The sequence below is a fragment of the Kangiella sediminilitoris genome (assembly GCF_001708405.1).
Lineage (GTDB): Bacteria > Pseudomonadota > Gammaproteobacteria > Enterobacterales > Kangiellaceae > Kangiella > Kangiella sediminilitoris.
Map to the genome: position 1 here is coordinate 427039 of NZ_CP012418.1, position 18418 is coordinate 445456.

Annotated in this window: 18 protein-coding genes; 9 read left to right on the forward strand and 9 right to left on the reverse strand. The window is 44.7% G+C overall.

Going from position 1 to position 18418, the window contains the following annotated elements; all coding sequences use genetic code 11:
* Positions 1-138 precede the first annotated feature (138 nt).
* The 4 genes from dnaG to KS2013_RS02100 form a co-directional block, all read right to left on the reverse strand.
* On the reverse strand, positions 139-1917 hold the full coding sequence (gene dnaG / locus KS2013_RS02085) for a DNA primase (protein WP_068989002.1): 1779 nt from the start codon (positions 1915-1917) through the stop codon (positions 139-141).
* 85 nt (positions 1918-2002) lie between these two features.
* On the reverse strand, positions 2003-2449 hold the full coding sequence (locus KS2013_RS02090) for a GatB/YqeY domain-containing protein (protein WP_068989006.1): 447 nt from the start codon (positions 2447-2449) through the stop codon (positions 2003-2005).
* 44 nt (positions 2450-2493) lie between these two features.
* Entirely contained in the window at positions 2494-2709 is a 216-nt protein-coding gene (gene rpsU / locus KS2013_RS02095; protein ID WP_068989009.1) for a 30S ribosomal protein S21, read from the reverse strand.
* A gap of 159 nt (positions 2710-2868) precedes the next feature.
* The gene (locus KS2013_RS02100) at positions 2869-5421 is read right to left on the reverse strand and encodes a TonB-dependent receptor plug domain-containing protein (RefSeq protein ID WP_068989015.1); all 2553 of its coding nucleotides are present in this window, start codon (positions 5419-5421) and stop codon (positions 2869-2871) included.
* Positions 5422-5624: 203 nt separating this feature from the next.
* Here KS2013_RS02100 and tsaD point away from each other — a divergent pair, with 203 nt between their 5' ends.
* A complete protein-coding gene (gene tsaD, locus KS2013_RS02105) occupies positions 5625-6647 on the forward strand; it encodes a tRNA (adenosine(37)-N6)-threonylcarbamoyltransferase complex transferase subunit TsaD (RefSeq protein ID WP_068989019.1) in 1023 nt (340 codons plus the stop codon).
* A 1-nt stretch (position 6648) separates the two neighbouring features.
* On the opposite strand, the gene KS2013_RS02110 is transcribed toward tsaD, so the two are convergent.
* Both KS2013_RS02110 and plsY read right to left on the reverse strand, forming a co-directional pair.
* Positions 6649-7836 (reverse strand): multidrug effflux MFS transporter, encoded by a 1188-nt coding sequence (locus tag KS2013_RS02110; protein ID WP_068989023.1) that lies wholly within the window; start codon positions 7834-7836, stop codon positions 6649-6651.
* Positions 7833-8447: a glycerol-3-phosphate 1-O-acyltransferase PlsY gene (gene plsY / locus KS2013_RS02115; RefSeq protein ID WP_068989031.1), complete on the reverse strand. Its 615-nt coding sequence runs from the start codon at positions 8445-8447 to the stop codon at positions 7833-7835. Before plsY ends, KS2013_RS02110 begins: the two co-directional genes overlap by 4 nt.
* Before the next feature lie 246 nt (positions 8448-8693).
* On the opposite strand from plsY, the gene folB reads away from it, so the two are divergent.
* The 6 genes from folB (at position 8694) to KS2013_RS02145 (ending at position 12730) form a co-directional block, all read left to right on the forward strand.
* Positions 8694-9050 (forward strand): dihydroneopterin aldolase, encoded by a 357-nt coding sequence (folB, locus tag KS2013_RS02120; protein ID WP_068994303.1) that lies wholly within the window; start codon positions 8694-8696, stop codon positions 9048-9050.
* A 24-nt stretch (positions 9051-9074) separates the two neighbouring features.
* Entirely contained in the window at positions 9075-9575 is a 501-nt protein-coding gene (gene folK, locus KS2013_RS02125; RefSeq protein ID WP_068989034.1) for a 2-amino-4-hydroxy-6-hydroxymethyldihydropteridine diphosphokinase, read from the forward strand.
* Position 9576: 1 nt separating this feature from the next.
* Positions 9577-10290 (forward strand): SDR family oxidoreductase, encoded by a 714-nt coding sequence (locus tag KS2013_RS02130; protein ID WP_083217759.1) that lies wholly within the window; start codon positions 9577-9579, stop codon positions 10288-10290.
* Positions 10290-11513, forward strand: a complete 1224-nt coding sequence (locus KS2013_RS02135; RefSeq protein WP_083217760.1) for a class I SAM-dependent methyltransferase — start codon at positions 10290-10292, stop codon at positions 11511-11513. Before KS2013_RS02130 ends, KS2013_RS02135 begins: the two co-directional genes overlap by 1 nt.
* Positions 11510-11767 (forward strand): hypothetical protein, encoded by a 258-nt coding sequence (locus tag KS2013_RS02140; RefSeq protein WP_068989037.1) that lies wholly within the window; start codon positions 11510-11512, stop codon positions 11765-11767. Before KS2013_RS02135 ends, KS2013_RS02140 begins: the two co-directional genes overlap by 4 nt.
* Positions 11768-11908: 141 nt before the next feature.
* A complete protein-coding gene (locus KS2013_RS02145; RefSeq protein WP_068989040.1) occupies positions 11909-12730 on the forward strand; it encodes an undecaprenyl-diphosphate phosphatase in 822 nt (273 codons plus the stop codon).
* 9 nt (positions 12731-12739) lie between these two features.
* On the opposite strand, the gene KS2013_RS02150 is transcribed toward KS2013_RS02145, so the two are convergent.
* The gene (locus KS2013_RS02150) at positions 12740-13975 is read right to left on the reverse strand and encodes a multifunctional CCA addition/repair protein (protein ID WP_068989043.1); all 1236 of its coding nucleotides are present in this window, start codon (positions 13973-13975) and stop codon (positions 12740-12742) included.
* A gap of 3 nt (positions 13976-13978) precedes the next feature.
* A complete protein-coding gene (locus KS2013_RS02155; protein WP_068989046.1) occupies positions 13979-14431 on the reverse strand; it encodes a DUF4124 domain-containing protein in 453 nt (150 codons plus the stop codon).
* A 98-nt stretch (positions 14432-14529) separates the two neighbouring features.
* On the opposite strand from KS2013_RS02155, the gene KS2013_RS02160 reads away from it, so the two are divergent.
* Together KS2013_RS02160 and KS2013_RS02165 are read left to right on the forward strand one after the other, a co-directional pair.
* A complete protein-coding gene (locus KS2013_RS02160; protein ID WP_068989051.1) occupies positions 14530-16248 on the forward strand; it encodes an ExeA family protein in 1719 nt (572 codons plus the stop codon).
* Entirely contained in the window at positions 16248-16967 is a 720-nt protein-coding gene (locus tag KS2013_RS02165) for a general secretion pathway protein GspB (protein WP_068989055.1), read from the forward strand. Before KS2013_RS02160 ends, KS2013_RS02165 begins: the two co-directional genes overlap by 1 nt.
* On the opposite strand, the gene rsmF is transcribed toward KS2013_RS02165, so the two are convergent.
* Complete coding sequence (gene rsmF / locus KS2013_RS02170) at positions 16964-18409, reverse strand: 16S rRNA (cytosine(1407)-C(5))-methyltransferase RsmF (protein WP_068989063.1); 1446 nt, start codon at positions 18407-18409, stop codon at positions 16964-16966. The two genes, KS2013_RS02165 and rsmF, sit on opposite strands and share 4 nt — an antisense overlap.
* Between the last annotated feature and the right edge of the window lie 9 nt (positions 18410-18418).

The following is an 18418-nucleotide window of genomic DNA, read 5'->3' on the forward strand; positions in this document are numbered from 1 at the left end:
TAGAATACCTTTGTAGTGATCACACCATTTAGCGATTAATAACCAGGGATCTGCAACCGTACAAATCCCATGCGGTTAGCGCATGGCGAACCGCAAATTATACAGAATAAGCCCCCATTTCAGCAAGCGCTAGCTTCGCTATCGCTTTTCGGGCTTTTGTTTGGCCAACAATAGTAATTGCTGGTATTCAGACTTTTCTGCCGTTGTTAACTTCTGGCCGGATTGTTCATCTTTCAAGCGCAAGTAATCCAGACGCTGTGTCTGGGCCTGCCTTAACAACCGTTTTATACAGTCATTCAACTCAGCTTGCTCATTACCCTTCATTCGCTCTTCACGCTCAGTAACCGCAAGTTGGGCCAGGCGGTTGTATAGTTTTTCGTGGTCGCGCCAGAATTCGAGCAACGTACCTGTAGTGATATTGGGGTTGCTGTGAATAATTTCAAGGAGTTGGTGCAATAGTTTCGGACCCTTTTCGGGTAGCGTTTTCAACCATGTTACGTTGTTCACGGTCAACCCCAGCTGCGGTTTTTGCAGGAGCAAGGTCAGAGCAAGCTGGATTGTTTTGTCCACCTTTTGATTATTAGTCACTTTCTTGGGGCGTTTGCTGGGTTTGGCGGTTTGTTGAGGTTGCTCGATAATTTTTTCTAACTTTTCTACAGAGAGCTGGGCCTTGTCGGCCAGTGCGTTACTGAAAAATTCGTGATAAATCGGGTCAGTGATTTTATCAAGGTAAGGTTTTGCCAGATGGACTAACTGGCCGCGACCAGAAACTGAATTTAAATCCACCTGGGATGCCAGGTGCTTCAATAAAAATTCAAATAGCGGTGTTGACTCAGATACCTGCCGCAGAAACTCATCTTTACCCACTTTTCGGACCATAGAGTCAGGATCTTCACCATCCGGCAGGAACATCAATTTAATATCACGACCATCGCGTAATTGTGAAAGACCATGCTCCAAAGCCCGTAACGCTGCATCACGCCCGGCTCTGTCACCATCAAAACACAACACCAGCTCGCGAGTAGTGCGGAACAGTTGCTGTAGATGACTCTCGGTTGTAGCCGTACCCAATGTTGCCACTGCATTATTAATATTAAATTGAGCAAGAGCGACGACATCCATGTAACCCTCAACAATCAGCAAGCGCTCCAATTTTCGGTTTGCCTGACGGGCCTGATATAAACCATAGAGTTCGTTACTCTTGTGGAAGATTGGAGTTTCAGGCGAGTTTAGGTATTTAGGTTCGCCCTGATCAATAATTCTGCCACCAAAGGCAATCACCCGACCACGCTTGTCCTTGATTGGGAACATGATGCGATCGCGAAAGCGATCGTAGAGCGAATTATCTTTCTTTATCAGCATCCCGCAGTCGATGAGTTGCTGTTGTAGCTTTTTATCAGTTTTAAGCTGAGGAAAGATTGATTCCAGGTTGCGCCACTCTCCAGGGACATATCCAATGGCGAAGCGTTTTGCTATTTCCCCACTGAGGCCTCTTTTCTTTAGATAGTTAACCGCAGGCTTTCCCTGTGGAGAACTTAGTTTTCGCTGGTAGAATTTTGCGATTTTCTCCATCAGGTCATAAAGTGTAACATCCACCTTCGGTCTGCTTGGAGCATTCTCATCGCGTGGTACTTCCATGCCTAAACTAGACGCTAATTCTTCTACAGCATCTGGAAATTCCAGTCGGTCATACTCCATAACGAAACTGATGGCGTTTCCGTGAGCACCACATCCGAAGCAGTGATAAAACTGTTTGTCCTGACTGACAGTAAAGGATGGGGTCTTTTCACCATGAAACGGGCAGCAAGCTTTGAAATTGGTTCCGGCTTTTTTTAGGGGAATACGCGAATCAATCAAATCGACAATATCGACTCGAGTCAGTAGTTCCTGAATAAACTGCTGCGGAATTAGTGCCATTAATTTTAATTATAGAATATAGTCAGTTAGCTCAATAATAGCAGAGCCCTGAAATTTTACCTAGCTTGTAAAACGAAAAGTCAGATTAAGACAGACGTGCCTTAATTTTACCACTAACAGCGCCCATATCGGCACGGCCTTGTAGTTGTGGTTTTAGAGAACCCATGACTTTGCCCATGTCTTTCATCGATTCAGCGCCTGTTTTTGCAACAGCTTCTTCGATAAGTGCATCTATCTCGTCATCAGTCAGAGGTTGTGGGAGGAATTCTTGAAGAATGTCGATTTCTGCTTTTTCGACATCAGCCAGCTCCTGACGGCCAGCATCTTCATACTGCTTAATAGAATCTCTACGCTGTTTCACCAGCTTGTCTAAGATAGCAAGAATGGCCGTGTCATCAAGAGTTTCACGAGTGTCGACTTCAACCTGCTTAATAGCGGATAAAGCCAGGCGAATGGTGCTAAGGCGTTCCTTTTCTTTGGCACGCATAGCGTCTTTCATTGCCTCTTTAAGACGTTCATGTAATTCAGACACGGCTATTCCCTCACTTATTTAGTGCTAAATGCTTAAATAAGCTCTTAATACAAGCGAATGCGACGAGCGTTTTCGCGAGCTACTTTTTTCGCTGCACGCTTTACTGCCGCTGCTTTTTGACGCTTGCGAACAGCTGTTGGCTTCTCGTAATGTTCACGCTTACGAACTTCAGCCAAAATACCTGCTTTCTCGCATGAGCGCTTGAAGCGACGCAATGCAACGTCAAATGGCTCGTTATCTTTTACTCTTACGCTTGGCATTAAAAATCACCTAACCTTTAAGTTAATGTTAATAAAATCAGAAAGTTATATTCCTTGTGGCAAGCTATTACCACAAGAAGGGCGCAAATTTTAAACATTTTCATCCGAAAAAGCAAAGAAAAGACCCCTTTCGGGGCCTTTTTTTTTGATTTTTGTTATTTACTCAGGACTGTAATCCAGTTTTATGTAGTAAAAAGCACCATTAATGCCAAATGGCGTTGACTCCCATGGATAGATGTAATTACCAAATTCCGGTGCATCACTAATGAAACGATGAGCGGAGTTTTGTGGCAGTTTATCAGGATACTCATCAGTAATATTGTTGCCACCGATGGTAAACATTACGCCGTTATCAAAGTTGTAACGGAATTCCAAATCGGCTAACCATTTGGCGCTGGAACGAACCGCTGGTGATGGGTCTATGCCAAGGTCACCATTACAGACATCTGGGTTTTCCGTTGGGATACCCAGTCCCTGACAGGTAAAAAAAGAGGTTTTTACCTTACCGTAGCGGTTTATCTTCAGTGAGGTCGACCAGTCATTGATATCCCAGTCTAAACCAAGTAACAATCGCTGCCGTGGCTGCCCCGTTTCAACGTTGTCAACCTGAGCCTGTGAGAAGAGCGTTTCCGGTAGTACCCCTTCTGGAGCATTAATTTCCTTAATTTCGGTTCGGTTATAATGTGTTAACCAAGTGAAAGTGAAGTCACCCCATGCATCGGTGCCCCAATCATATGTAAGCACTAAATCCGCACCAAACGTTTCTGTATCGATCGCATTCGAGAAGAACTGACCTTTGTTGTAGCCGTTGGCATTCAAAAAATCCAAAGCAGTCTGGTTGATAACAGGGTCGCCATTGGCATCAAGATCCTGTCCGTTCAGGCCACCACCGAGAACAATCCGATCTTCAATATCAATTTGATAAGCGTCCAGTGAAATACTTAAACCATCTCCCGGGCTGTAAACCATACCGATACTGGCATTCTCAGAAGATTCATGTTCAAGTTGTTCAACACCATAAGCTGCGGCAAACTCACTGCCTTCAGGGGCATGGAAGGTTTGAGATAATTCTGTGCCATCAACATCGGTAAAAACGGTAGTAAAGGCACGCTGAGCAAGGCTTGGTGCACGGAAACCCGTAGACACGGCACCTCGCAGACCGAAGGAACCGGTAATATCCCAGCGGGCAGAAATTTTTCCTGTCGTTGTGTCGCCAGCATCACTAAAATCTTCATACCTGGCAGCAATACCTAGTAGAAAATCATCGGTCAAGTTAGTTTCCAGATCTACGTAAAAAGCATAGTTATCTCGTTCACGTTGACTCGATGCTGCAATTTCTGGACTGTAGCCAGGAAAGCCCTGCATGCCGCAGGCGGCGGCAACGCTAGGATCAATAACTGATGGGAATGGGTTGTTGGTGCTCCCTGTATACCCGCAAGAGTACGAAGCTAATTCACCTGCATTAATGCCATATTCCTCTTCACGATATTCAAGACCTGTTGAAAAATACACATCATTATATAGCCCCCAATCTAATGGGCTGCTGAGGTCGAAGTTATAGGTAAGCTGAGTAAATTTAATACCGCCGCTGTCTGCAGAAGTAGGGCCAGAATTGGCTGCAATGTCTGCATCAGTAGCACCTGGGTTATTAAATAGGTACTCGGCTGCAATTGAGGCATTAATGGAGTTTGAGGCGGCAAAGCCAAATTCATTTTTACCATAGACTGCGCTTAAATCGTATTCCCACGACTCACCTATGAAGTCTCGCACACCAAACGCTAGCGATGTATCATCTACCTCAGTATTTTGCAGAGGAAGGAAGCCATCAGGATAAACCTGGGGGACGTTACGGTCAGCGCGGTCTTCAAAACGATAGAAACCCCCGGACTCACCTGTACGAGAGGAAACGCCGCCAAAGAAATAGGTCAAGCCGGCTTCGCCATTGAAGAATAAATATTTATTTTTTGAAGATGAGTCGCCAAGACGCATAATGACACGATCTTTACGGTTACTGATTCCGGCTCGATTAGTTGCACCGCGATCACGAAACTCAGCTGTTAAATTTAAAAAACCCGTGTCACCAAGTTCGACGGTGCTGTTCGCTGATACTTGCTTTACTTCACCGTCACCTTCTTTGGTTTTACCCCATTTTCCAGAAAGGCTAGTGCCAGCGCTACCACCTTTGAGGATAATATTAATTACTCCTGCAATGGCATCAGAACCATATTGTGCCGCTGCGCCGTCACGCAAAACTTCGATGTGTTCGATGGCGGAAACTGGAATAGAGTTGATATCGGTACCGGCAGAGCCGCGACCAATAGTTTGTTGGATATTTACCCATGCTTGACTGTGGCGGCGCTTTCCGTTGACCAGAATTAATACCTGATCAGGACCTAGACCGCGCAGTGTTGCTGGGCGGATGATATCGGTACCATCACTGACTGTGGTACGCGAAAAGTTAAAGGATGGTGCCAGTTTTTGTAATAGCTCGCCAACTTCGCTGGCTCCTGATTCTTCGATTATTTCGTTCGTGATAATGTCTACGGGTACAGCCGTATCTTCTATGGTTCGGCCACTCACGCGTGTACCAGTTACAATGATTTTCTTAGCTTCTGCATCTTCAGCTGAATTATTTTCAGCTGCTTTAGCAAGTTGTGTGTGTGTGCTGGCAATCGCAGTAACGACAGCAGCGTATATTATGGTTTTTTTCATATCATCCCCCTTACCTTTGGTAGTTTAAAGTTAACGAGAACTGATACTTATAGCTATGAACTGGTTCTATTTATTGTTATGTAATCGCCGAACTTTTGCTGACTCGAGTGTACTCGCTAAATTACATTGATTTCTATATAATTTCTGCAACCAGTCGGCCTAGTTCAAGGCTGATAAATTTTTTATGAAGTTGAGGCTAATCATTGAAGATTCTTGGAATTGAAACCTCTTGCGATGAAACGGGTATTGCCATTTATGACTCTGAACAGGGGATTGTTGGTGACGCTCTTTACAGTCAAGTGAAATTGCACGCAGAGTATGGTGGCGTTGTGCCCGAGCTTGCTTCTCGTGATCACGTTAGAAAAACCATTCCGCTGGTCAAAGAAGTACTACAGCAGGCAAATTGCACAAAAGATGATATTGATGCTATTGCTTATACCAAAGGCCCTGGTCTGATTGGTGCACTTTTTGTGGGGGTTGGTGTTGGTCGGAGTCTCGCTTTCGCCTGGGATATTCCCGCGATTGGGGTTCATCACATGGAAGGACATCTGCTGGCACCTATGTTGGAAGACAATAAGCCTGATTTTCCCTTTGTAGCATTGTTAGTATCAGGGGGGCATACTCTGTTAGTGGATGTTAAAGGCTTAGGACAGTATGACATTTTAGGAGAGTCGATTGATGATGCGGCCGGAGAAGCATTCGATAAAACCGCTAAGATTATGGGTTTAGGATATCCCGGAGGACCAGCCCTGGCTAAGTTGGCGGAGCAGGGTCGAGCCAGTATTTATAAGCTGCCACGCCCCATGACTGATCGCCCCGGTCTAGACTTCAGTTTCAGTGGCCTCAAAACGGCAGTTGCTAATTTATATAAGGATTCTGATAAGTCGCAACAGTCGTTGGCAGATATTGCCTATGCCTTTCAGGAGGCCGTGGTCGACACCATTTTTATTAAATGCCGTCGTTCGCTGGAGCAGACGGGTCATAAGCGATTAGTTGTAGCCGGAGGCGTTAGTGCAAATGTCGCGCTGAGAGCTAAATTGAGTGACTTGCTCGAGTCTAAAGGCGGCAAAGCTTACTACCCACGACCTAAGTTCTGTACCGACAATGGCGCTATGATTGCCTACGCCGGTTATTGTCGATATCAAGCGATAAAGAAGGGACAGGGTGAGTTTGAAGAGCCCGCTGTAAGAGCAAAGCCTCGCTGGCCTATTGCCGAACTGGATTAGATTATTGTTCAGGTCGTCTTAGGTTCATTAACTGAACAATAAAAACCATGACCAAAGCCGTCATTACCAGCCATGCAAAGTTGTGAGGCGTACCATCGAAAAGTAGCGCGAGCAATGGGCCCGCTACCGCACCGGAGCCAAAGCGTAAGGTTCCAATAACTGCGGTCGCTGTGCCACTCTTCTCAGCGAAAGTATTCAGCACTAGACCATCAGAATTGGTAGCAATAAAAGCAAGGGAGCCCAGCAAGAAAAATAGTGCGGTTGCTACCCAGTAAATCCCCAAATCCAGTTGTATCACGGCAAAGAAAAAACTTCCTGTAAATAGAGCGTAGACCGTACCGAAGCGAAGCAGTTTACGCGAGCCAAGTTTCTCAACCAGACGGCTATTGATTAAGTTGCTGGCTAAAAGGCTGACGACGTTAAGACCGAACAGTATACTGAAAAGGGTCTCACTGGCACCGAAATGTTCGATGTAGACATATGAGATGGACGTTAGGTAACAGAAAAAAGCGAACGTAGCAAACATGGCACTAAAAATATCAAGGCGTGCCGTTCGGTGAGTAAAAACGGTTTTGTAATTATGTGCAAACTCATGTAACCAGCGACGGTTTTTCTTTGATGGCATACTGCTGGGGAGTTTCCACAACGATAAGCCCAGTATTATTAGGCTGTATATTGCGAGTACGACGAAAATTGTACGCCAGCTGGCGAAGTGCAGTATGCCACTGCCAATGCTTGGAGCGATCATGGGGGCTACCATCATAATCATGCTGACGTAAGACAGTCCCTTTGCTGTATGTCTGCCGTACATATCCCGGATTACGCCGGGAACGACAACCGTCGCACCGCTGCTAATGGCTGCCTGAAAAAAACGCATCGTTAAAAAACTTTCTATACTCTCAGCAAAGGCTAAGGCTATAGAAAAAGCAGCAAATCCAATCAGTCCCATAATGACAACTTTTCGTCGACCAATTCGATCAGCCAAAGGGCCAAAAATCAGCATGCCGACAGCGTACCCGGCAAGGTAGATACTCAAAGAGTTTTGAACGGCGGTTGTAGTAGTTGATAAGTCTTCAGCAATAGTTGGCATCGCTGGCAGGTACATATCAATAGCCAACGGGGATATGGCAACAATTGAGGCTAGAAGTGGCAACAGTCTTAAAGGATTTGGGTTGTGCGGGTGACTCATTCAGTGCTCTTACGTTTAGAAAACTTTTTGTCGGTAATTTTACTCTCAGTACCGTGCCATAGACTTTTGATATTTTTTCGATGACGCCACATCATGATCAGGAACATAGCAAATAACGGGAAGAAGTACTTATGATCCATGTAAAAGCCAAACGCTGCAACAGCAAAGCTGGATAGCAGTGATGCAAGAGATGAATAACGGGTAAAGAAAGCTGTTACAAGCCAGGTGACTATGCAGTAGGCTAACAGTAAAGGCGAGAGAGCGACCAGCGCGCCAAAGTAGGTTGCCATACCCTTTCCACCTTTAAAATTAAAGTACAGAGGATAAAGGTGACCTATAAAGGCCATGAAACCAATCCAGCCCAGGTTTCGATTATGCAGCTCAAGAGCGTAGCCTATCAAGATAGGGATGACTGCTTTGAGCATGTCACCGAGCAAAGTGAATAGCGCGGCCTTTTTACCGCCAAGACGAAGAACGTTTGTCGCGCCTGGGTTGTGAGACCCGAAGTCACGAGGATCGGGCAATTGCATGATACGACATACAATGACCGCACTGGATATAGAGCCAGTTAGGTAAGCTAAAATCCATAATCCAATGACTTCCCATTCCATGAACGAATTCCTTATCTCTCAGCGTTCTGACTTTGAGAAGGACACAGTAGCGCCATGGAATTAGCGCTGGTTAGTAATCGCGTATGTCGACTGTTGTTAACCATGTCATTATCTCTAAGTTTACAGATAGGCTGCTTCGCAGCTCTTGTGGAGTCTAGTGTATACAAAAAATTCGAGGATTGATAACAAATTGACAGGAATTTGATATTCTATCGGACTAACAACATGAATAAACAGAGAAAAGCCGTGGATATCGTTTTTATTGAAGATTTAAAGGTCGATACAGTGATTGGTATTTATGACTGGGAAAGGCAAATTCGCCAGACCATTAGTATCGATTTGGAAATGGCGCATGATATTCGCCCAGCCGCTCAGGAAGATACTATTGATCAATGTCTGGACTATAAGTCGGTGGCTAAGCGTGTGATAAGCTTTGTAGAGGAGTCCGAGTTTCAGTTAGTGGAAACCCTGGCAGAAAAAATTGCTCACATTATTCGTAGTGAATTTGGAGTGCCTTGGTTAAAGCTCAAACTGAGTAAGCCTGGAGCAGTTCGGGGCTCAAAAAACGTCGGTGTTTTAATTGAGCGTGGTGAAAAAGCGTAACGGGCTCATTAAAAGGTTAGTTATATGCCTACCATTTATATCAGCATTGGCAGTAATCAGGACGCAGAGCGTCAGGTTCGGTATGGCCTGAAACAGTTGAGTTATTTCTTTTCTGACCTGCATGTCTCGCACGTATACGAGAGTGAAGCCGTTGGGTTTGAGGGGGACAACTTTCTCAACTTGGTTGCATCAGCTAGAACGCAAATGACCATTTCTCAAGTCGACCACGCCTTCAAGCGAATTGAAAAGCAGGCTGGCCGGGTTCGCGGTGGTGAGAAATTCAGTAATCGGACTCTGGATATCGATTTGTTGCTGTATGACGATATTGTCTGTGAGAAGCCCATTCGTTTGCCACGGGATGAAGTGTTGTATCACGCATTTGTTTTGCAGCCTTTGGCGGAAATAGCGCCAAATTTAGTGCATCCAGTTGAAGGTAAAACGTACGAGACGTTATGGCAGGCATTCCGTAAAAAAGAAGAGCAAAAATTGTGGGCGATCGATTTTGACTGGGGTAACGGGAATTAATATGACAAGAAAAACAGCATTAGTGACGGGTGGTGCGATTCGTGTTGGTAAAGCAATTGCATTTTCTTTGGCTGAGCAGGGGTACGATATCGCGCTGCATTATAACCATTCGTCGCAGGCAGCTGTGCAAACAGCAGAAGAGCTTAAAAAATACGGTGTAGAAGTTAAACTATATCAGGCCAATCTAATCGACCCCGAGCATTGTCATGAACTGATTAATAGAGTATTCGCTGATAATCATTTATCGGTTCTGGTCAACAGTGCGGCGATTTTTCCAGAAGCCGACTCGATCATGGAGTCGCTTGGTGACTGGGACTCAATTATGGGATTGAACCTAAGAGCACCCTTATTACTGTCACAAGCTTTCGTTGAACATGCTCCTGTCTCAGCTCATATCATAAACATTCTCGATGCTCGAATTAATCACCCTGCAGGCGATCATATGGTTTATCGACTCTCTAAGTCAGGTCTATGGCATATGACAGAATCTCTGGCCAGAGAGCTGGCACCGAACGTTCAGGTAAATGGTCTGGCACTAGGAGCAATCATGCCGCCACCGGGAGCGAGTCAGGACCATTTCGAGCGGATGGCCGAGCATATCCCTCTGGCAAGAACGGGCTCTCCTAAAGCAATTGGCGATGCCGTTAAGTTTCTGGTTGGGCAGGACTTTATTACAGGTACTGTTTTACCCATTGATGGTGGTGAATTTTTATAATGTCGATGGTGGATAATTACCGTTTTCCAGCTTTCTGTCGTGATAGAAGCTCTTATCAGCAACTGATAAAAAAGCAGTGCCAATTGTTAGACGTTCCGCAGCCCGAACCTTTTGCTATTGATACCAGCTTTGAGCTGTCACAGAAGATATCAGAACTCATCAGCTTAAAACAGGAAATCAGTTTCGCTGAGTTTGTACAGCAGGCACTCTATGCACCAGGACTGGGTTATTACAGTGCGGGAAGTTACAAGCTGGGGGCAGAAGGGGACTTTGTTACAGCTCCTGAAGTATCCACACTCTTTGGCAAAACTTTAGCTAAGAGTGTTGGTCAAGCTTTTGAGCACACTAAAGCAACAATCCTAGAGCTTGGTGCTGGTTCAGGGCGGCTGATGTGTGATCTTTTAATGCAGCTGGAAAAAGAAAATAAACTTCCCGATTCTTATTTCGTATTGGAAGTTTCAGCTGAACTGCGACAACGGCAACAACTGCTCCTTCAGGAAGAACTTCCGCATTTAACCAGCAAAGTCGTGTGGCTAGATTCATTACCGGATAATTTTAATGGGGTTATTCTGGGTAACGAAGTCATTGATGCAATACCTTTTGAGCTGTTAATGAAAACAGAACAGGGGCTAGCTCAGGGATTCGTCAAACAGGATGACGAGGGTTTTTCGCTGGTTTTCAAACCGACCGACTTTAGTCGTGGCTGGCACAAGAATCATAGTGAACTTTGCTCTCAGTGGCCTGAAGGTTATCTAGCAGAGACCTCGGAGTTAAGAAGTGATTGGTTAAGGGCTATACTCGATTGCCTTGAGCAAGGCTGTATTTTGTTATTGGACTATGGCTATGAACAAGAAGAACTTTACTCTCCTTATCGGCCACAGGGAACCTTACAGTGTTATTATCGCCAACGTAAACACTCGACACCAATGGCGTTGGTTGGTCTGCAGGATATTACTGCTTCGGTAAACTTTACACGGCTGGCGGAAGCGGCAAAGGAGCAGGGGGCTGATGTTTTAGGGTTTACATCACAATCGTTGTTTTTAACGCTCAGTGGTATTGAGCAGTTTGTGGCTCAGGAGCAGGATTCTGGTACAATTACCACCTTCTCAGTAGCGCAACAGTTACAGACGCTGCTGATGCCAACTGAAATGGGCCAGAATATTAAGGTTCTCGGTCTATCTAAAAATTTTACAGGAATACTTACTGGTTTCAGAGCACTATGAAAAAAGTTTTGCTTGCTTGTTTTATCACTTTATTTCCACCGCTGTCCTTTGCTGCGGCAGGGAAAGATGATAGTTGGTACTGGCTATTAGCTCTTGCAGTTGTGGTATCTGCGGGCCTATCCACCTTTTTGGTATGGAGAAGTAAGAAGCTTGATACTTTTACCTTGAAGGCTGTCGGCTTTGGTGCCTGGTTCTGGTTTATTATATTTATTGAAGTGATGTGTTATGGCTTTTATGTTGGCCTGACAAAATAGTGAACCGTATACAACCTGCTACCCTCACAACATCTGCATATCTGGTACTGATATGAGATATGAAAAAGCAGTCGATTAAAAAATTAATATAACTACCGTATAAGGCTTCAGCGCTACGGTTAACAATAAAACGAGAAAAATATGGATTGGTTACAGGCATTATTTTTAGCCCTGATTCAGGGCCTAACGGAATTCTTACCAATTTCTAGCTCAGCACACTTGATTCTGACATCAAAGGTTCTGGGCTGGCAAGATCAGGGGCTGGCATTTGATGTTGCTGTGCATGTCGGTACGCTAACAGCCGTGCTGGTGTATTTCCGAAGGGAAGTAGTTGAAATGATTACTGCCTGGTTCGGCTCTGTTTCTGGAAAGGGTTCAACACCTAATTCAAGGTTAGCCTGGGCGGTTATCTGGGGTACGATTCCGGTAGGGTTGTTTGGACTCTTTCTAGAAGCCTTTGATATTGTTGATACCTATTTGCGCTCAGTATCCGTTATTGCAGCCACAACTATTGTATTTGGTTTATTACTGGCTTTTGCTGAAACTCAATACAACGGGAAAAAGAGAACCGAGTTTAAAAATGAGCATGAACTGCGTTGGAAGGATATTCTCGTCATTGGTGTTGCTCAGGCACTGGCTTTGATACCCGGCACTTCTCGTTCCGGCATTACCATGACCGCAGCGGCTATGTTGGGTTTTTCTCGAACGGCAGCAGCCCGTTATTCTTTCCTGTTATCCATACCGGCAATCCTGCTTCCAGGAGGGTTGAAAGGATATCAGCTAGTAGAAGAGGGAGCGAAATTTGATTGGAGCTTTTTGGTACTTGGCGTTATCGTTTCTGCCGTCAGCGCTTTTACCTGTATTCACTTTTTCCTAAAGTGGCTGGAAAAAATTGGTTTTATGCCATTCGTCTGGTATCGACTGATACTCGGAGTCGTTTTGCTGTTTTTTGTCTTCAGCTAAGCATGGCTATTAGTTTGCGGCCTTAATGGATTCCAGCGTTTCCTTTATTCGACTGATCCTCTCACGTTCTATTGCCTGTCCAAGTTTGGCACCTTCAAGGCCCTTATCCATTAAAGGTTTTGCATCAATGTTTTTTGAAGCTTCATAGCTTTGACGAAGGAGTTGAGCTTGGGGGTAGGGATCCTGCTCAAGCCCCAGGCGGCCATTAAAGTCCGCCTCACAGGCAATAATAAACTGTTCCAGAATGGTACCCTGTCTATAGGCGCCTATAGACTTTAAGACTTTATATACGGTCTTAGCCTTGAGCTCGAACATTTTATGGCTGTGCAGGTGGAATCGAGACACTTGTATTGCAAGGTTCTCGTAATCTTTGGGTGCCTTTATTCGTCGGCATAAAGATTTAATCAGAGGAACGCCTGACTCTTCATGCCCTCGATGCTGAGGCCACTGCTCTGAGGGAGTAACGCCTTTACCCAGATCATGCAATACCGCAGCAAAGCGAACCATAGGCTGCTCACTTTTTTTTGCTGCCTGTTCCAGCACCATCATGGTGTGAACACCGGTATCGATCTCAGGGTGCCACTTCTCGGGATTAGGGATACCCCATAAGCAATCCAATTCAGGAAAGATGACTTTTAGGGCGCCACATTCTCTTAAAACTTCAAAGTATAGCTGGGGTGAGGGTGTGGATAATGCTTTATGAGTTTCTGTCCACACTCGCTCTGGAGTTAAATATTCCATTTCACCTTGGTTGATAAGCTCTGTCATAAGGGCCAAAGTGTCCGGGGCAACCTCAAATCCCAGGTAATGAAATCTTGCCGCAAAGCGGGCCACCCGAAGAACTCGCAATGGATCTTCGGCAAACGCGGGAGAAATATGCCGTAGTTTTTTTCGTTTTATATCGTCCTGTCCACCGAAAGGATCAATGATACTGCCATCTTCCGACTGGGCCAGCGCGTTAATCGTTAAGTCGCGACGAATCAGGTCATCCTCAAGGGTTATATCCTTTGAGAACTCAACCTTAAAGCCTTTGTAACCTCGGCCAGATTTACGCTCAGTTCGAGCAAGGGCATACTCTTCCCCCGTATCAGGGTGCAAATAAACTGGAAAATCCCTTCCTACAGCTTTAAAACCTTTTGCTTCTATCTCCTCAGGAGTCGCGCCCACAACCACATAATCTCGGTCTTTGACCGGCAAACCTAGAAGTTTATCGCGAACGGCGCCCCCAACAAGATATATTTGCATAGATTAACTACAAACCTGCGTATTTGGATTCTTTGCCATACAGTGTAGCAGGGTATTGAGCTTAGGATCAGCTTTACCACAGTTTTCAAGCGTGATTTGTTTTTTGAGCTGCTCCAGTTCGGTCAGTTTATCGGCAAACTGGACATCATTAATGGACTTATTTTCAAGCTGCTGTTCAATTTTTTTTCGGTGATTCTGGTAGCTGTTATTAAAATTATCCACTGCCTTTTGGCACTCAGAATCGGTTAGAGGATTGGTTTTAACGGGACGAGGCATATTAGTCACATTCATATTATCCAGACTCTGCTCTGTGGCCTTAATATTTTTATTTTTTGGGGGCTTGTCTGAAAAATGGGTATTACCTTGCTCATCAACCCACTTGTAGATTTTTGCATCAGCTGATGAAACAATGCTGGCTGCTAACAATAATAGAAATAAGCGACTTCCTTTAAACATAAAAATTGCACCAATGAGGACTTTTGCTCTATATTGTTCATAATATGCAAAGCGGATAAGTTAGACAATATCTGCTCAACAGGGTTGTGAGCTGCGTTATGTATAACGATTTTTTTGGGTTTAAAAATACTCCTTTTACAATAGCACCAGATCCTCGCTTTTTATTCATGAGCGAGCGGCATAGGGATGCACTGGCACACCTATTATATGGTATTGGTTCTGGTGGTGGATTTGTCATGCTGACCGGAGAAGTTGGGACTGGTAAGACTACAGTTTGCCGTTGTCTTCTTGAACAGCTCTCTGATAACGTCAGACTGGCATACATCCTTAACCCTAAATTGAACGCCATTGAGTTGATGGCGACGATGTGTGATGAGCTAGGGATCGAATACCGGCCTGGAGAGAATAGCTTAAAAGCGTTTACTGACTTGCTCCGCGACTACTTGTTGAGCAATCATGCTCAGGGACTGAATACCGTTCTGATGATTGACGAGGCGCAAAATCTCAGTGTCGAAGTCATGGAGCAAATCCGGTTGCTGACAAACCTGGAAACCAATGAAAAAAAACTGCTTCAAATTATTTTAATTGGTCAGCCCGAATTGCAGGAGTTGCTTGCAAAAAAAGAGTTAAGGCAGCTGGCTCAACGTGTCACAGCACGATATCACCTAAAACCTCTTAATTTGAATGAAACATCTTCCTATATCGAGCATCGTTTGCGAGTTGCTGGCCTTCAACGATCACTGTTTAAACCGGCTGCAATTAAAGAAATACATAAAGCCAGCGGTGGTGTACCAAGACTGATCAATGTTATTTCTGACAGGGCTCTGCTTGGTGCATCCGTTGAAAAAATGAGCATGGTCACGGTTCCTGTTGTCAGGCGTGCCATTAAAGAAGTATTAGGTGAAGAAGAGCCTGAAAAACTACCAAAAGGGAAGGGGAGATACCTATGGTATGCCGTTGCAGGAGTATTACTACTGGCTATCGGTTATTATCTCATCGCTCCTTATTACTATTTGTTTCAAGACAAAGTGTCGTCACAAAACAAGCAGTCCATAACGCAAAACCAGGCGCAAATCTCGCAGGATAGTAGTCATGAGAATAATACAGAGCAAGTAGACAAAAACGCTCAAAGTATCTCGGAAAATGGAACCAGCAACTATCGATCCAATGGTGAAGTTGCTCAAGAGTTCTGGGGAGAACAAAGCTGGGACAGAACGGGGGTTACGTCTGCACGTAACTTGTTTGCGCTTTGGGGTGTAACCTATTACCCATATCAATCAAGTAGACCTTGCGAGTATGCAGCAAATTATAATTTAAGCTGTGACTCTGGAATGGCAGACTGGAATTACATTAAACAGCTAAATCGCCCAATAAACTTAAAGTTTGGTACAGAAACATCGGGTATCTTCTGGGGTACTTTGAAATCCATAGAGGGTGATAATTTTGTTCTTCAGTTTGGTAATAACGAAGTTCGAATGAAGCAAGCAGAGCTCAATCCATTATGGCTCGGGGAGTATCAGTTATTCTGGAAGATCCCGGACGGATTTGTGGAGCAGACTATGGTGGGAGACTCAGGCCCTGTTGTTAGATGGCTTACGGATGCAATTTATACCATAGACAATATTAATATAACTCCGGCCGATCGTTTTAGTGCAGAGGTGAAGAACTGGTTATTGGGATTTCAACAGGCACATGGCCTGGTTGCAGATGGAATTTTGGGTAAGCACTCTGTAATTATGATTAATAATCAGGTTGTAGATAACATTCCCAAACTTATAGACTCTGAAACTGGTGGCAGCCAGCCAGGGGGACGTTAATGTCTTATATTCTTGATGCGTTAAAAAAAGATAAGAATAATAACTCCTCAAAGGAGCATGACAATATCCCAGACTTGTCCAGCGAGCATGCTATCTACGAGCTGGAAGAGGAGAAGCCTTTGTCACGCTGGTTATGGCCACTGGTAGTTATGGTACTGGTGCTAACCATTTTTGTGCTGCTTTTTATGTTGTTTAATCCTTCTTCACAGCAGTTTGCTCAGTACTTGAAACAGCAGCCGCTACAGCAGCAGAATGTAGACAATAGAGAAAGCAGTGAGAGCTTGTCAGAGAAAAATGAGGCGCTACCAGAAACAAAACTTGAGAACACAGAACAAGCTGTCGATAAAAACTCGATGGTAGTTTCTAAACCGTTAGAAGTTGCATCGCCGGTGGTTCAGCGAGTTGAGAAAAAAGTAGTGGCAAGACCGCCTGGCTCATCTTATTCATCACCTCCACGGTCAACACAAAATAAAGGCACAGCAAGCAGCAGTGGTTTAACCAAGGCTGATTTACCCTCACTGATCTACACTACTCATATCTACGCAACGTTACCCAAAGATCGTTTTGTCATGCTTAACGGTAGACCCTATGCCCAAGGCGATAGGATTGATGATAACTTATATGTAAAAGAAATTTTGGAAAACGATCTGGTTGTGACTTATAAAGGCAAGGAGTTTGTTCTTCCAAGTCTTGAAGACGTTAATGTCAGCTCACCTTAGGCGAACGCATTATCTCTAACAAGATCTCGTGGTAAAGAGTTTTTTAACCGGCTTCCCAGGTGTTTGACCAGACCCAAAGGGATATCCTGATATGTAACCAGGAATTCTTTGTGTTTCTGCTTGCTACTATTTTCCAGATAGATATCTTTTCCTCTGAGGTAGTCCTGCGCTTGTTCAGAAGTTAATTCAATCACTTGCCGACTAAAGAGTTGACCGAAGCAAATGGCAGCCTGGTGGTGGAGCTTGTAGCCCTGCTTAATAACTTCTGCCAGTTTAATACCGTAACGGTTGAGCTTCATTTTTTGAGCCAGCTCTTCACAACCCTTTGGTAGCAACCATATTTCCTGACCACGAGACTTACCTTCTTTCAGCCAGAGGCTATCTGCAAAATCAGCTATATCCCAGGCAAATAGGTTGGCATATTCAATAAATTGCTGGACCTGTTTTCGGCTCAGCGGCTGAAAGTTAAAAGGTTTTAATGATGACGATTTTAGAGATTCCATTGGAAGGACATCGGAACTTTTTTCAAAACAGGCGACAAAAAAGCCCTCACTATCAAAAATATTTGGATAGACCTGAAGATAACCTTCTTTTGTTAAAGCTGCTCCTGCTTGTTCAAATAAATTTTTAAGAGAGTATGGGGATGCTGACTCCGGATATTCTCTCAACAGGTGCTGGCAAACTTCCTGGTTTTCTTCTTTGGACAGGGTGCAGGTGGAGTAAACCAGTCGGCCTCCAGGCTTCAGTGCCTTGAACGCACTGACAATTAACTCTTTTTGTAGTGTCGCCATTGAACGCACGTTATTGATATTCCAGTCAGCCAATGCCTGTTCATCTTTACGAACAGTCCCTTCTCCGCCGCAAGGAGCATCAAGTAGAATAGCATCAAAGAATTGTGGCGTTTGTACGCCAAAGGTTCTGCCGTCAGTATGCGTTAAACAGGTATTGCTGACACCACAGCGCTGGATATTGTAGTGGAGCCCTTTTAGCCTTGAAGAAGATAACTCGTTTGCGACAATTAATCCTTTGTTCCCTAAGGCTGCTGCTAACTGTGTCGTCTTAGAACCAGGAGCTGCCGCCATGTCCAATACGGAGATGGGTTTATCCAGTTCCAGTTCATGTAGCAGCGCAACTACCGGTAGCATTGAGCTAGCTTCCTGGATATAAAACTGTCCCTGCAAGTGAGGTACCCAGTTTCCAAGATCATTAGTTTGAGCTGAGTCTTCCAGCCAGACGCCTTCTTCGCACCAAGGAATAGGGTTAAACCGATATCCCTGGCTTTCAAGCAGCTGTCGGAGGTGTTGAGGTGTGATTTTGAGCCGATTAGCGCGAATACTTTTACGTAATGGTTTCTGGCAGGACACCAGCAGATTATCAAGCTGCTCTCTATCCTGTAGCTGCTCGCTCATATGTTGTATAAAGTCTTCGGAAATTTTAGGCATGATTTATTT

Bases quoted from the DNA above. Each gene is read 5' to 3' on its own strand.
- dnaG (WP_068989002.1), bottom strand. From the start codon at position 1,917: ATGGCACTAATTCCGCAGCAGTTTATTCAGGAACTACTGACTCGAGTC.
- rpsU (WP_068989009.1), bottom strand. From the start codon at position 2,709: ATGCCAAGCGTAAGAGTAAAAGATAACGAGCCATTTGACGTTGCATTG.
- KS2013_RS02100 (WP_068989015.1), bottom strand. From the start codon at position 5,421: ATGAAAAAAACCATAATATACGCTGCTGTCGTTACTGCGATTGCCAGC.
- KS2013_RS02110 (WP_068989023.1), bottom strand. From the start codon at position 7,836: ATGAGTCACCCGCACAACCCAAATCCTTTAAGACTGTTGCCACTTCTA.
- plsY (WP_068989031.1), bottom strand. From the start codon at position 8,447: ATGGAATGGGAAGTCATTGGATTATGGATTTTAGCTTACCTAACTGGC.
- folK (WP_068989034.1), top strand. From the start codon at position 9,075: ATGCCTACCATTTATATCAGCATTGGCAGTAATCAGGACGCAGAGCGT.
- KS2013_RS02130 (WP_083217759.1), top strand. From the start codon at position 9,577: ATGACAAGAAAAACAGCATTAGTGACGGGTGGTGCGATTCGTGTTGGT.
- KS2013_RS02135 (WP_083217760.1), top strand. From the start codon at position 10,290: ATGTCGATGGTGGATAATTACCGTTTTCCAGCTTTCTGTCGTGATAGA.
- KS2013_RS02140 (WP_068989037.1), top strand. From the start codon at position 11,510: ATGAAAAAAGTTTTGCTTGCTTGTTTTATCACTTTATTTCCACCGCTG.
- KS2013_RS02145 (WP_068989040.1), top strand. From the start codon at position 11,909: ATGGATTGGTTACAGGCATTATTTTTAGCCCTGATTCAGGGCCTAACG.
- KS2013_RS02150 (WP_068989043.1), bottom strand. From the start codon at position 13,975: ATGCAAATATATCTTGTTGGGGGCGCCGTTCGCGATAAACTTCTAGGT.
- KS2013_RS02155 (WP_068989046.1), bottom strand. From the start codon at position 14,431: ATGTTTAAAGGAAGTCGCTTATTTCTATTATTGTTAGCAGCCAGCATT.
- KS2013_RS02160 (WP_068989051.1), top strand. From the start codon at position 14,530: ATGTATAACGATTTTTTTGGGTTTAAAAATACTCCTTTTACAATAGCA.
- KS2013_RS02165 (WP_068989055.1), top strand. From the start codon at position 16,248: ATGTCTTATATTCTTGATGCGTTAAAAAAAGATAAGAATAATAACTCC.
- rsmF (WP_068989063.1), bottom strand. From the start codon at position 18,409: ATGCCTAAAATTTCCGAAGACTTTATACAACATATGAGCGAGCAGCTA.